Annotated in this window: 16 protein-coding genes; 10 read left to right on the top strand and 6 right to left on the bottom strand. The window is 62.5% G+C overall.

The genetic code is table 11. From position 1 onward, the window contains the following. Positions 1-38: 38 nt before the first annotated feature. The 10 genes from iscR to ACKVEX_RS09485 are packed head-to-tail and all read left to right on the top strand — an operon-like array spanning position 39 to position 7,225. Entirely contained in the window at positions 39-521 is a 483-nt protein-coding gene (gene iscR, locus ACKVEX_RS09530) for a Fe-S cluster assembly transcriptional regulator IscR (protein ID WP_473215483.1), read from the top strand. Between the two features lie 17 nt (positions 522-538). Then, the gene (locus ACKVEX_RS09525) at positions 539-1,687 is read left to right on the top strand and encodes a cysteine desulfurase family protein (RefSeq protein ID WP_473215482.1); all 1,149 of its coding nucleotides are present in this window, start codon (positions 539-541) and stop codon (positions 1,685-1,687) included. 34 nt (positions 1,688-1,721) lie between these two features. Next, the gene (locus ACKVEX_RS09520; protein ID WP_473215481.1) at positions 1,722-2,933 is read left to right on the top strand and encodes an IscS subfamily cysteine desulfurase; all 1,212 of its coding nucleotides are present in this window, start codon (positions 1,722-1,724) and stop codon (positions 2,931-2,933) included. 24 nt (positions 2,934-2,957) lie between these two features. Beyond that, on the top strand, positions 2,958-3,341 hold the full coding sequence (gene iscU / locus ACKVEX_RS09515; RefSeq protein ID WP_473215480.1) for a Fe-S cluster assembly scaffold IscU: 384 nt from the start codon (positions 2,958-2,960) through the stop codon (positions 3,339-3,341). 15 nt (positions 3,342-3,356) lie between these two features. Then, positions 3,357-3,680, top strand: coding sequence for an iron-sulfur cluster assembly protein IscA (iscA, locus tag ACKVEX_RS09510; protein ID WP_473215479.1), 324 nt, complete (start codon positions 3,357-3,359; stop codon positions 3,678-3,680). Positions 3,681-3,696: 16 nt separating this feature from the next. After that, positions 3,697-4,230, top strand: coding sequence for a Fe-S protein assembly co-chaperone HscB (gene hscB / locus ACKVEX_RS09505; protein ID WP_473215478.1), 534 nt, complete (start codon positions 3,697-3,699; stop codon positions 4,228-4,230). Beyond that, the gene (gene hscA / locus ACKVEX_RS09500; protein ID WP_473215477.1) at positions 4,230-6,098 is read left to right on the top strand and encodes a Fe-S protein assembly chaperone HscA; all 1,869 of its coding nucleotides are present in this window, start codon (positions 4,230-4,232) and stop codon (positions 6,096-6,098) included. The genes hscB and hscA overlap by 1 nt, the downstream gene beginning before the upstream one ends. Further along, a complete protein-coding gene (gene fdx / locus ACKVEX_RS09495; RefSeq protein WP_473215476.1) occupies positions 6,095-6,436 on the top strand; it encodes an ISC system 2Fe-2S type ferredoxin in 342 nt (113 codons plus the stop codon). Before hscA ends, fdx begins: the two co-directional genes overlap by 4 nt. Continuing rightward, positions 6,436-6,630, top strand: coding sequence for a Fe-S cluster assembly protein IscX (iscX, locus tag ACKVEX_RS09490; protein WP_473215475.1), 195 nt, complete (start codon positions 6,436-6,438; stop codon positions 6,628-6,630). Before fdx ends, iscX begins: the two co-directional genes overlap by 1 nt. Before the next feature lies 1 nt (position 6,631). Further along, a complete protein-coding gene (locus ACKVEX_RS09485) occupies positions 6,632-7,225 on the top strand; it encodes a glutathione peroxidase (protein WP_473215474.1) in 594 nt (197 codons plus the stop codon). Here the strand turns inward: ACKVEX_RS09485 and ACKVEX_RS09480 are convergent. The 6 genes from ACKVEX_RS09480 to dapC all read right to left on the bottom strand — a co-directional run bounded on the left by ACKVEX_RS09480 (position 7,186) and on the right by dapC (position 13,196). Next, positions 7,186-7,629 carry a response regulator gene (locus tag ACKVEX_RS09480; protein WP_473215473.1) on the bottom strand — a complete coding sequence of 148 codons (444 nt, stop codon included), beginning with the start codon at positions 7,627-7,629 and terminating at the stop codon, positions 7,186-7,188. The two genes, ACKVEX_RS09485 and ACKVEX_RS09480, sit on opposite strands and share 40 nt — an antisense overlap. A gap of 71 nt (positions 7,630-7,700) precedes the next feature. Next, a complete protein-coding gene (gene prmB, locus ACKVEX_RS09475; protein ID WP_473215472.1) occupies positions 7,701-8,648 on the bottom strand; it encodes a 50S ribosomal protein L3 N(5)-glutamine methyltransferase in 948 nt (315 codons plus the stop codon). Position 8,649: 1 nt separating this feature from the next. Continuing rightward, complete coding sequence (gene dapE, locus ACKVEX_RS09470; protein ID WP_473215471.1) at positions 8,650-9,804, bottom strand: succinyl-diaminopimelate desuccinylase; 1,155 nt, start codon at positions 9,802-9,804, stop codon at positions 8,650-8,652. Positions 9,805-9,914: 110 nt separating this feature from the next. Next, complete coding sequence (locus ACKVEX_RS09465) at positions 9,915-11,093, bottom strand: PilT/PilU family type 4a pilus ATPase (RefSeq protein ID WP_473215470.1); 1,179 nt, start codon at positions 11,091-11,093, stop codon at positions 9,915-9,917. A 69-nt stretch (positions 11,094-11,162) separates the two neighbouring features. Beyond that, positions 11,163-11,984: a 2,3,4,5-tetrahydropyridine-2,6-dicarboxylate N-succinyltransferase gene (dapD, locus tag ACKVEX_RS09460; protein WP_473215469.1), complete on the bottom strand. Its 822-nt coding sequence runs from the start codon at positions 11,982-11,984 to the stop codon at positions 11,163-11,165. A gap of 21 nt (positions 11,985-12,005) precedes the next feature. Continuing rightward, positions 12,006-13,196 (bottom strand): succinyldiaminopimelate transaminase, encoded by a 1,191-nt coding sequence (gene dapC / locus ACKVEX_RS09455; RefSeq protein WP_473215468.1) that lies wholly within the window; start codon positions 13,194-13,196, stop codon positions 12,006-12,008. Positions 13,197-13,303 lie beyond the last annotated feature (107 nt).

Below are 13,303 nucleotides of genomic sequence, written 5' to 3'. Positions count from 1 at the left end.
ATTGTCCTGCACGAAGCAAGCAGCGTGAGGAACGCATCATGAGACTGACTACCAAGGGACGATTCGCGGTTACGGCAATGATCGATCTGGCCTCCCGTGAGGAAGACGGACCGGTCACCTTGGCCGGTATCGCCGATCGGCAGAGAATTTCCCTGTCCTATCTGGAACAGTTGTTCGGCAAGCTCAGGCGCTACAAGCTGGTCAGCAGTGTCCGGGGGCCCGGCGGCGGCTATCGGCTCGCGCGTGGCATGGACGCGATCACCGTCGCGGACATCATCATCGCCGTCGACGAACCCCTCGACGCGACCCAGTGCGGCGGCAAGCAGAATTGTCACGACGAGCATCGCTGCATGACTCACGACCTTTGGGCGAACCTGAACAAGCGGATGTACGAGTATCTCGATTCGGTCACGCTGGAGGCGCTGGTGAAGCAGCAGCTCAAGCCCGATCCGGACATGAACGTGCTCAAGGAAGTGCGTCGCCGCGCGACGATCTCGTTGCGCGAAGCAGCGACGGCCTGATCGGAAGACGAGCCTCCATGTTTGCGCCGACTTACCTCGACTGGAACGCGAGTTCGCCACTGCACCCCGCAGTGCGCGAGGCGATGCTGCCGTGGCTGGACAGCCGCTTCGGCAATGCCTCCAGCCGTCACGAGTATGGAAGACATGCGCGCGCGGCGATCGACGAGGCGCGCGCCCGGGTGGCCCAGTCGGTGGGTGCGCATCCGACCGAGGTGATCTTCACCAGCGGCGGCTCGGAAGCGAACAATCTGTTTCTCAAGGGCGCAGCGGCCTGCCTCAAACCCTCCATGCTTGCATTCAGTGCGATCGAGCATCCCTGTGTGCGGGAGCCGGCTCGACAACTGGGTCGGGCCGGGTGGAAGGTGCGTGAGATCCATGTCGACGCGACGGGTCGCGTCGACATGAACGACTGGCGTGCCTGTCTCGATGAACGTCCCACGCTGGTGTCGGTGATGCTCGCGAACAACGAAACCGGCGTACTGCAGGACATCCGGGCGCTGGCCGCCGATGCGTCGGTCGCCGGTGCATGGTTTCACAGCGACGCCGTCCAGGGGCTGGGCAAGGTGAAGGTGGACTTTCGATCGCTCGGCGTGCACGCATTGACGCTTTCCGCGCACAAGATCGGCGGGCCGCTCGGCGCGGGTGCACTGATCGCGGACAAACGGGTGGAACTCGCACCGCTGATCGCCGGTGGCGGGCAGGAGCGGGGGCTGCGTTCCGGGACGGAAAATGTCGCGGCCATCGTCGGTTTCGGGGTCGCGAGCGAACTCGCGGCCGCGCGGGTCGAGGAGGAGGCACGACGCCTCGAAGGCCTGCGCGACCGCCTGGAGGCCTTCGTCGTGCAGCGTGGGGCGCGCGTCTTCTCGGATGGCTCGCCGCGTCTGGCCAACACCAGCTTCTTCTCGGTGGACGGCATAGACGGCGAGACGCTGGTGGCCAAGCTGGATCGGGAGGGATTCGCAGTCGCGAGCGGTTCGGCCTGCTCGAGCGCGAATCCGGAGCCGTCGCGCACGCTGATCGCGATGGGGGTGCAGCCGGATTTGGCGAGGAACGCGATCAGGGTGAGCCTGGGGACCCGGACCACCGAGGACGACATCGTCGGCTTTTGCGCCGCATTCGAAAAATTGTTGAACAGTCTCAAGCACATGACCGCAGTGGCGGTCTGATACGAAAACAGTCACAAGGCTACGGAGAAACGCAATGCTCAAGTTTCCGATCTATCTCGATTACTCGGCAACGACACCGGTCGACCTCAGAGTGGCCGAGAAGATGGTCCCCTGGCTGACCGAACATTTCGGCAACCCGGCCAGTCGATCTCACGCCTACGGCTGGGAGGCCGAAAAGGCGGTCGAGGATGCACGCGAACAGGTTGCAGCACTGGTCGGGGCCGATTCCAAGGAGATCATCTGGACCTCGGGGGCGACCGAGTCGAATAACCTCGCGATCAAGGGTGCGGCGCAGTTCTACAAGGGCAAGGGCAAGCACCTGATCACGCTGAAGACCGAGCACAAGGCGGTACTGGACACGGTGCGCGAACTCGAGCGCCAGGGCTTCGAGGCGACCTATCTCGACGTCCAGGACAATGGCCTGGTCGATCTGGAGGCCTTCAAGGCGGCCATCCGTCCCGACACCATAGTGGTGTCGATCATGATGGTGAACAACGAGATCGGCGTGATCCAGCCGATCGCCGAGATCGGGGAGATCTGTCGGGACAAGGGGATCGTCTTCCATGTCGATGCCGCCCAGGCGACCGGAAAGGTCGCGATCGACCTGACCCGACTCAAGGTCGACCTGATGTCCTTCTGTGCCCACAAGACCTATGGACCGAAGGGGATCGGCGCGCTGTACGTGCGACGCAAGCCGCGGGTTCGCCTCGAGGCACAGATGCACGGTGGGGGCCATGAGCGCGGTCTGCGCTCCGGCACGCTGGCGACCCATCAGATCGTCGGCATGGGTGAGGCGTTCCGCCTTGCGCGCGAGGAGATGGGGACAGAGAACGAGCGCATCCGCATGTTGCGTGACAAGCTGTTGAGCGGCCTGCAGGACATGGAGGCGGTATATGTCAATGGCGACCTCGACAGTCGGGTACCGCACAACCTGAACATTTCGTTTGCCTATGTAGAAGGCGAATCGCTGATCATGGCGATCAAGGACGTCGCGGTGTCATCCGGTTCGGCCTGTACGTCGGCCAGCCTTGAACCGTCGTATGTGCTGCGCGCGCTGGGGCGCAACGATGAACTCGCGCACAGCTCGATCCGCTTTACGCTGGGACGCTTCACCACAGAGGAAGAGATCGATTACACGATCAAGCTACTGCACCATAAGATCGGCAAACTGCGCGAACTGTCGCCGCTCTGGGAGATGTTCCAGGACGGCGTGGACCTGGACTCGGTGCAGTGGGCAGCACATTGACCCCCCCATACAAGGAGAAACATCATGGCTTATAGTGAGAAAGTACTGGATCATTACGAGAATCCCCGCAACGTCGGTTCGTTCGGCAAGGAAGACGACGGGGTCGGCACCGGCATGGTCGGGGCGCCGGCCTGCGGTGACGTGATGAAACTGCAGATCAAGGTCGGCGCGAATGGGCTCATCGAGGATGCCCGCTTCAAGACCTATGGCTGCGGCTCCGCGATCGCATCGAGCTCGCTGGTCACCGAATGGGTGAAAGGCAAGACCGTCGATCAGGCGCTGGACATCAAGAACACGCAGATCGCCGAGGAACTCGCGCTGCCGCCGGTCAAGATCCATTGCTCGATCCTGGCGGAGGATGCGATCAAGGCTGCGGTCGCCGATTACAAGAAGAAGCATGAACAGTGAAACGGGGGTGATCCGATGGGCGTAACACTGAGCGAGCGTGCGGCCCAGCATGTCTCCAACTTCATCGCCAAGCGCGGGAAGGGTGTGGGCATACGCCTCGGCGTGCGTACCACCGGCTGCTCCGGCATGGCGTACAAGCTGGAATTCGTCGATGAAGCGCATGACGAGGATCTGGTGTTCGAGACCCACGGACTGAAGGTCGTCGTCGATCCGAAGAGTCTGCCCTACATAGACGGCACCGAGCTCGATTTCGTGCGCGAGGGATTGAACGAGGGCTTCAAGTTCAACAACCCCAACGTGAAGGACGAGTGCGGCTGCGGCGAAAGCTTCAACGTCTGATGGAGTGCATGGCTGGATGAGCCTGGACCTGAGCAAGGATTTTTTCGAGCTGTTCGGACTGCCCCGTCGCTTCCGAATCAATGTCGAGGCACTCGAGGTCGCCTACCACGAGTTGCACAGCCAGGTGCATCCGGACCGTCATGCACATCTGCCGGACGCCGACAAGCGCCGCTCCATGCAATGGGCGACGCGCGTCAACGAGGCGTTTACGACCCTGAGCAGACCGTTGCCGCGCGCGATGTATCTGCTCGAACTGGAAGGCGTGGACTGCGGTCTGGAAAGCAATACCGCGATGTCGCCCGACTTTCTGATGGAGCAGATGGAGTGGCGTGAAGCGGTTGAGGAGGCGCGTGGTGCCGGCGATAGCGCAGAACTGGAGCAACTTCACCATCGACTGCGCCAGCATGCTCGCGGGCTTCTCGACGCACTGGCGCAAAGCTTCGACGATGATCGGGATCTCGCCGAGGCCGCGGAGACGGTTCGTCGCCTGAAGTTCATCGAAAAACTGCAACACGAAATAGACGACGCCCTTGAGGCACTGGAACACTGATGGCGCTACTGCAAATCGCTGAACCGGGGATGTCGGCCGAGCCGCACAAGCACAGACTCGCCGCAGGTATCGATCTCGGAACGACGAACTCGCTGGTCGCGACCGTGCGCAACGGCATCGCGGTCTGCCTGCCTGACGAATCCGGTGCGACGGTGCTTCCATCGGTCGTTCACTATCTTGCCGAAGGCACGATCGCGGTCGGCAAGAAGGCAGTGCACGCGCACGCGACCGACCCGAAGAACACGATCATGTCGGTCAAACGCTTCATGGGGCGCGGACTGAAGGATGTCGCACATGTCGAGTCCATGCCATATGATTTTCTCGACGCCGAAGGCATGGTTCGGTTGCGCACCGTCCTGGGGGTCAAGAGTCCGGTCGAGGTGTCGGCCGAGATCCTGAAAGTACTCGGCACCCGTGCCGAGGCCAGTCTCGGCGGGCCACTCACCGGTGTGGTGATCACGGTTCCGGCCTATTTCGACGATGCGCAGCGTCAGGCCACCAAGGACGCCGCACGGCTGGCCGGGCTCAATGTGTTGCGCCTGCTGAACGAACCGACCGCCGCTGCCGTTGCCTACGGTCTGGACAATGCGTCCGAGGGGATCTACGCGGTCTACGATCTGGGGGGCGGTACCTTCGATCTGTCCATTCTGAAGCTGTCACGCGGCGTATTCGAGGTGCTGGCAACCAATGGTGACAGTGCGCTGGGCGGCGACGATTTCGACCACCGCCTGTTCTGCTGGGTCCTGGACGAAGCCAAGATCTCGCCGCCGTCGAGCGAAGACGCCCGACGGCTGCTGATGAAGGCGCGTGAAGCCAAGGAACAGCTCACCGTCTGCGAGGAGACGTCGATCAAGGCGCGCCTCGATTCCGGTGAGGAGATCGGCCTGACGGTCACCCGCGACGCGTTCGCGAACATCACGGAGCATCTGGTCCGGAAGACGCTCGCGCCGATGCGCAAGGTCCTGCGTGACGCCGGTCTCGCACCGGAAGACGTCAAGGGCGTCGTGATGGTCGGTGGGGCCACACGCATGCCCCACATCCAGCGCGCAGTTGCAGACTTCTTTGGCCAGGAGCCGCTGACCAATCTGGATCCGGACAAGGTCGTCGCGCTCGGCGCCGCGATCCAGGCCAATATCCTCGCGGGCAATCGCAAGGAAGACGACGACTGGCTGTTGCTGGACGTGATTCCGTTGTCGCTCGGTCTCGAGACGATGGGCGGCCTGGTCGAGAAGGTCATCCCGCGCAACTCCACGCTACCGATCGCGCGCGCGCAGGAATTCACCACCTTCAAGGACGGCCAGACCGCGATGGCCTTCCATGTCGTGCAGGGCGAACGTGAGCTGGTCAGCGATTGTCGTTCGCTGTCGCGCTTCGAACTGCGCGGGATTCCGCCAATGGTCGCCGGTGCGGCGCGCATCCGGGTCACGTTCCAGGTCGACGCCGACGGTCTGTTGTCGGTATCGGCGCGAGAGATGTCTTCCGGCGTCGAGGCCAGTGTGCTGGTGAAGCCTTCCTATGGACTGAGCGACGACGAGATTGCGGACATGCTCAGACAGGGCATGGATCACGCGGGCGACGACATGAACGCACGCGCGCTGCAGGAGCAGATCGTGGAGGCCGAGCGCGTGCTCGAGGCGACCACCCATGCACTCGAAAAGGATGGAGAGCTTCTGGATCCGAAGGAGCGCGAGCGCATCGACGCTGCAATGTCGGCCTTGACGACGCTGAAGACCGGTGGCGATCATCGGGCCATCAAGACCGGCATAGACGCGCTGGCTGCCACAACCGACGAGTTTGCAGCCCGTCGCATGGACAAGAGCATTCGATCGGCGCTGACCGGTCGCAAGGTGAATGAGATCGAGGTATGACGCAAATTATCGTTCTTCCCCATGTCGAACTGTGCCCTGATGGCGCAGTCATTGACGTACAGCCGGGCACGACAGTGTGCAACGGGTTGCTGGCCAACGCGATCGAGATCGAGCACGCGTGCGAGCAGTCCTGTGCGTGCACGACCTGTCATGTCATCGTGCGCGAGGGTTTCGCGTCCCTGAATGAGGCGGAGGAAGAGGAAGAGGATCTGCTCGATAAGGCGTGGGGACTCGAGCCACAGTCGCGCCTGTCCTGTCAGGCGGTGGTCACCGACACACCGCTGGTGATCGAGATTCCGCGCTACACGATCAACATGGCACGTGAGGGGAAGCACTGATGAAATGGACCGAAGTGGGAGAAATCGCGATCCAGCTCTCCGAGGCGCATCCCGATGTGGATCCGATGCGCGTCAGCTTCGTGGATCTGATGAGCTGGGTGATCGCACTACCAGAGTTCGACGACGACCCGAAGCATTGCGGTGAGCGCATTCTGGAAGCGATCCAGCAGGCCTGGATAGACGAGGTCGCATGACATGACCAATCCGGGTGAGGGAAGCGTCTATGAGTTCGACATCGCCACGATCGATGGCGAGCCGTTGCCACTGGCGAGGTTCGACGGGGATGTGCTGTTGCTCGTGAATACTGCAAGCCAGTGCGGATTCACGCCGCAATACGAGGGCCTGCAGCAACTCCAGCAGACATACGGGGCGCGCGGTTTCTCGGTGATCGCATTTCCGTGCAATCAGTTCGGCGGTCAGGAACCGGGTGATGCCCAGGAAGTCGCCGAGTTCTGCCGCACCCGGTACGATGTCGGCTTTCCGGTCAGCGCGAAGATCGACGTGAACGGGTCGGACGCGCATCCGCTGTTCAAGTACCTGACCGCGTCAGCACGTACTGGGAACCGAGGCGATCAAGTGGAATTTCACCAAATTCCTGGTCGACCGGACAGGCCGGGTGGTCGGACGCTTCGCGCCGACGACGCGTCCAGACGAACTTTCGCCGAAGATCGAAGAACTGCTCCGGGAGCCTGTCGGAGGCGACCTGCCCCGGGTGTGATGCCCAGGCCGCCGTCACCCCGGGTGTCCGATCAGGTGCTGGCGGAAGGCTCGTTCAACTGCAACCAGTAGTTCAGGATCGCATTCACCGACTTTACGAAATCCTGGTAGTCGACCGGTTTCCGGATATAGCTGTTAGCGCCGAGTTGATAGGCCTGCTCGATGTCGCGCGGCTCACCCGACGTGGTGAGCACGACCACCGGAAGGAGGGTCGTGTGCTCGTCGGCCCGGATCCGCCGCAACACCTCGAGACCGTCGATGCGGGGCAACTTCAGATCCAGAAGGACCACCGCCGGCATCACATGCCTGTCCCGGCCGGCATTGTCCCCCGTCCCGAACAGGTAGTCGATCGCCTCCACTCCATCGCGTGCGACCACGACCGGATTTGCAAGAGCATTCTTGCCGAAAGCGCGTAGCGTCAGCGCCTCGTCATCCGGGTTGTCTTCGACCAGCAGGATCGGGCGTTCGGCAATCATGTCTCACTCGTCTTGGGCTTGGTCAACTGATCGGACGATGAGCGGTCCGACCGTGGCGGCAAAGCGCGGCATCACGTGGTGGGCTCTTCGGGAAGATCGGCTGCAGCAATGACGAAAACCGCATCCTGCGTGGCGCCTGCCGAAAGCCACACCAGCGGCAGATCGGGAAATGCGGCATCCACTATGGCGCGATTATGACCCACTTCGACTGCAAGTACACCGTCGGCGCTCAGGTGCGCCCGCGCCTGGGCGATGATTTTCCTGACCACGTCCAGTCCGTCCGCGCCCGCCTCGAGCGCCATGCGAGGTTCATGCAGATATTCCGCTGGCAAACACGCCATTGCGTCGGCGGTGACATAGGGCGGATTGCTGACGATCAGCTCGAAGCGTCGTTCGGCCAAGCCTTCGAACACGTCACTGCGCACCAGTTCGATCCGTTGCTCGAGCGCGTAGCGCGCACGGTTGATGCGGGCCACGTCGAGCGCATCCGGCGACAGATCGGCGCCCACTACGTGCGCATTCGGGAACACGTGCGCCATCAGGATCGCCAGACAGCCCGAGCCGGTGCACAGGTCGAGGACGTTCTCCACCGCATGCTCGTCGGCGATCCATGGTGCCAGGCCTTCGCCCAGGAGCTCGGCAAAGTAGGATCGCGGCACGATCACACGCTCATCGACATGGAACTGGAAGTCCCCCAGCCAGGCTTCCTGCGTAATGTACGCGGTCGGCACACGCTCGACGACGCGACGCTCGATCGCTGCCAGCAGGGTCTCGCGTTCCTCGGCGGTGATGCAGGCGTCCAGAAACGGTTCCAGCCGTTCGAGTGGCAGCGACAGCGTATGCAGCAGCAACCAGGCCGCTTCGTCGTACGCGTCCGTGCAGCCGTGGCCAAAGAACAGCTTCTCGCGGTTGAAGCGACTCACCGCGTACCGGAGCCAGTCCCGCAACGTGACCAACTCGGCCAGCGGGCCGAGTTCGTGTTCATGCTCATCGTCCGGAAGGTCGATCGGATCGCTCATGTCATTGCCCTTCCGGCGACAGCAGCAGCGTCAGCGTACGGCGATAGACCGCGGCAAGCGGTTCCATCGAATCCACCGGTACGCATTCGTTCAGTTTGTGGATGGTGGCGTTGATCGGGCCGAACTCGACGACCTCGTCGCAGATGTCCGCGATGAAACGCCCGTCCGAGGTGCCCCCGGTGGTCGACAGTTTGGTATCGATACCGAGTTCGTCGCGGATGGCTTGCGTCAGCGCCGCGACCAGCCGACCCCGGCCGGTCAGGTATGGTTTCCCGGAAAGATGCCAGTCGAGCTCGTACGCCAGGCTGTGCCGATCGAGGATCTCATGGGTGCGTGCCTTCAGCGATTCGGCACTGCTCACCGATGCGAAGCGGAAGTTGAACATCAGCTCGCACTCGCCCGGAATCACGTTGTTCGCACCGGTTCCGGCATGGATGTTCGAAATCTGCCAGGTCGTCGGCGGAAAGAATTCGTTGCCGTCATCCCATCGCACCGCGGCCAGTTCCGCCAGTGCCGGCGCGAGCTCGTGTATCGGGTTGCGCGCCAGATGCGGGTAGGCGACATGGCCCTGCTGACCCTTGACTCGCAGCGTCCCGGACAATGAACCGCGCCGGCCGTTCTTGATCATGTCACCCAGACGTTCGACTGACGTCGGCTCACCGACGATGCAGTAGTCGAGCCGCTCTCCACGGTCGACCAGCGCCTCCACCACCTTGACCGTGCCATGGGTGGCCACGCCCTCTTCATCCGAGGTCAGCAGCAGCGCGACCGAACCCCGATACGCGGAGCATCCCGCAACGAAGCGCTCGATCGCGGTCACGAAGGCCGCCAGCGAGGTCTTCATGTCGGCCGCACCCCGACCGTAGAGCATGCCAGCGCGGATCGTCGGTTCGAACGGCGGGCTGTTCCACCGTTCGAGTGGCCCGGTCGGAACGACATCGGTATGACCGGCGAAGCACACGATCGGCGATGCACTGCCGCGCCGAGCCCACAGATTGCTGACGCCGCCTGCATCGATCCGCTCGAACGTGAACCCCAGCGGTGCGAGACGCGCGCGGATGAGGTCCAGACAACCGGAATCGTCGGGCGTGATGGAGGGTCGCGCGATGAGTTGACTGGCCAGCGCCAGCGTGGGGGAGGGAGGGTGGTTTGTCATGGTCCGTATTGTTGTTGTCGCCCCGGGAAGCCGCTCGCAGGCGACCGGTCCATCGCCCGTGTCTCAGGCGCTTTCGGGGATCGGTCCGGCTCGGCTGCTGCGTCCGGGGTTCAGTCGTTCCTGTCCACGTGCAGGGAGAACTCCCGGAACGAAGCGCCATCGGTCTCCGTACGATCGAACTCGAGATTGGCGTTCTGCCTCTTCTCTACCTCGCTTGCGTTCTCGTTTCCGAACTGGCCGTTGTTGATCAGCCAGGACAGGTTGGTCGGAGAATCGGCGTTGGCCAGCGCCTCGTCCAGCGAGATGGTTTTTTCCTGATACAGCCTGAACAGGTCCTGCTCGAACGTCTGGGAGCCCGGCGCGAGACTCTGCTCCATGGCCTCCTTGATCTCCATGAGCTCGCCCTGTTCGATCAATTCGGACAGGTGGCGGGTGTTCATCAGGATCTCGACCGACGGGATCCGCGTGCCGTCGGGCTTGCGTACCAGGCGCTGAGACATGATGCAGCGCAAGGCGACCGCCAGATCGAGATAGAGCAGAGAACGGCTCTCGAGCGGGAAGAAGTTCACGATCCGGTTCAGCGCGTGATACGCGTTGTTTGCATGCAGGGTCGCCAGACACAGGTGTCCGGTCTGCGCGTAGGCGAGACCGGCTTCCATGGTCTCGCGATCCCGGATCTCACCGATCAGGATGCAGTCCGGAGCCTGTCGCATCGCGTTGCGCAACGCTTCGTCCCAGCTTTCGGTGTCGATGCCGACTTCGCGCTGGTTGACGACGGATTTGCGATGCTTGAACAGGTATTCGATCGGGTCCTCGACGGTCAGGATGTGTCCGGACCGATTGCGGTTGCGGTAATCGAGCATGGATGCCAGCGTGGTCGACTTGCCCGAACCGGTGGAACCGACCACCAGCACCAGTCCACGCTTTTCCATCACGATATCCGCGAGGACCGCCGGCAGACCCAGCTCGCTCAGTGTCGGGATGTCGCTCTGGATGAAGCGCATGACGATGCTGATGCTACCTCGTTGCCAGAACGCATTGATGCGGAAGTTGCCGAGATCGCGAACTCCGTGCGAGATGTTCAGTTCACGCTTCTTCTCGAAGTTGGCCGCCTGCTCCGGCGTGATGAGTTCGTACAGCATCTTCCGGATCATGGCCGGATCCATGATCTGCTGATTGATCGGTACCGTGTGCCCCTCGATCTTGATATGAATCGGCGCGCCCGCGGAGACGTAGATGTCGGAGGCCCGTTTCTCGGCCATCAGCTGGAACAGTTTTTCGAAGATCATCGTCACGCTTCTCCGGTTCGGGATTCGGGTGCCGCCGGAACAGACCCGACGGTCGTCAAAGTGTCGTGATCAGGCGCCTCTGAGCAGTTCGTTGATTCCGGTCTTGGCGCGGGTCTGCGCATCGACCTTCTTCACGATGACCGCACAATACAGACTGTACTTGCCATCGGCCGACGGGAGGCTGCCGGGCACCACGACCGAACCGGCAGGCACGCGTCCGTAATGCACTTCACCCGTCTCGCGATCATAGATCTTCGTGCTCATGCCGATGTAGACCCCCATCGACAGTACCGCATTCTCCTCGACGATGACGCCCTCGACCACCTCGGAGCGCGCACCGACGAACACATTGTCCTCGATGATGACCGGTCCCGCCTGCACGGGCTCGAGTACGCCGCCGATTCCGACGCCGCCCGACAGATGCACGTTCCTGCCGATCTGCGCGCAGGAACCGACCGTCGCCCAGGTATCGACCATCGTGCCTTCACCGACATACGCGCCGATGTTCACATAGGACGGCATCAGCACGACGTTCTTCGCGATGAAGCTGCCCTTGCGCGCGACTGCGGGCGGGACCACCCGAAAACCCCCTTCGCGGAACTGCTCGGGCGTGTAGTCACCGAACTTGGTCGGCACCTTGTCGAAGTACTGGTTCGCCCCCCCGGCCATGACCTGATTGTCTGCCAGGCGGAAGGAGATCAGCACCGCCTTCTTGATCCACTGGTTGACCACCCACTGGCCGTCGACCTTCGAGGCGACTCGCAGACTCCCGTCATCCAGGCCCGCGATGACGGTGGCGACTGCATCGCGGACCTTGGTGGGCGCGGACGCTGGCGACAGATCGGCACGGTTGTCGAAGGCTTCATCGATGATCTTCTGGATTTCTTGCATGAGGGTTTCCGTCAGTGATTGTCACAGGGTGGTGCAAAAGTGCGCGATCCGCTCTGCGGCCTGGACACACTGGTCGAGTTCGGCGACCAGCGCGATGCGCACGAAACCGGCGCCCGGATTGATGTCATCGGCCTCGCGGGCCAGGTAGCTGCCTGGCAGAACGGTCACATTATATTCAGCCTGCAGGCGTCGGGCGAAGTCGGTGTCTGCGACAGGCGTCGGCGCCCACAGATAGAAACCGGCCTCGGGTCGCGCGACAGCGAGGTGGGGCGCGAGAACAGGAATGACCGCGTCGAACTTCTGACGATACAGACGACGGTTCTCCTGGACATGCGCTTCGTCGTTCCATGCCGCGACCGACGCGGCCTGGATCGTCGGGCTCATCGCGCAGCCATGATAGGTCCGATAGCGCAGGAAGGATTTCAGAATCCGGGCGTCGCCGGCGATGAATCCCGAACGCATGCCCGGCACGTTCGAGCGCTTCGACAGACTCGAGAACATGACGAGGTTGCGAAAATCGCTGCGTCCCGCCCGCTGTGCAGCCTCGAGCGCGCCGATCGGCTTGTCGTCGTCGAAATAGATCTCCGAGTAACACTCGTCGGCGGCGATCACGAAACCATGATGGTCCGACAACTCGAACAAGGTGCTCCATTCGTGCTGCGTCAGTACCCGTCCGGTCGGATTTCCCGGCGAGCAGACGTACACCAGTTGTACATCCGGCCAGACCGACGCCGGCACCGATGCGAAATCGGAGCCGAAATCCTCATTGGCTACATTATTGATGAACACCGGCGTTGCACCCGCCAGCAAGGCCGCGCCTTCGTAGATCTGATAGAAGGGGTTGGGACACAGCACCTTTGCGTTCGCGCGCGATCCGTCGATCACACACTGCCCGAACGCGAACAGCGCTTCGCGGGAACCGGTGACCGGCAGCACCTGGGTCGCCGGATCGACCGTGGCCAGGCCGTAGCGACGCATCAGCCAGGCCGCGATCGCATCACGCAGCGCTTCGCCGCCCTGTGTGCTCGGGTAGCTCGCCAGGCCGCTCAGGTTGTCGGCCACCGCCTGAATGATGAAGGCCGGCGTCGCATGACGGGGTTCGCCGATCGACAACCTGATCGGCGCCAGATCGGCCGTGGGGACGATCCCGTCGAACAGGGCGCGGAGTTTCTCGAAGGGATAGGGATGGAGACGGTCGAGATTCGGATTCACGCTCGATGAATTTCGCATGGAGAGGGGCAAGGGACGGGCTCCGCCCGTCCGCCGACCTTGCAACGGCGGATTCGTCGCCTGTCATGCCGAACGGGCCGGAAGGCCAT

This window comes from Denitraticella aggregata (assembly GCF_048158365.1).
GTDB lineage: Bacteria > Pseudomonadota > Gammaproteobacteria > Burkholderiales > Rhodocyclaceae > Azoarcus_F.
The sequence above is the reverse complement of the archived record's forward strand: the minus strand, read 5'-3'. Positions and strand labels throughout refer to the sequence as shown.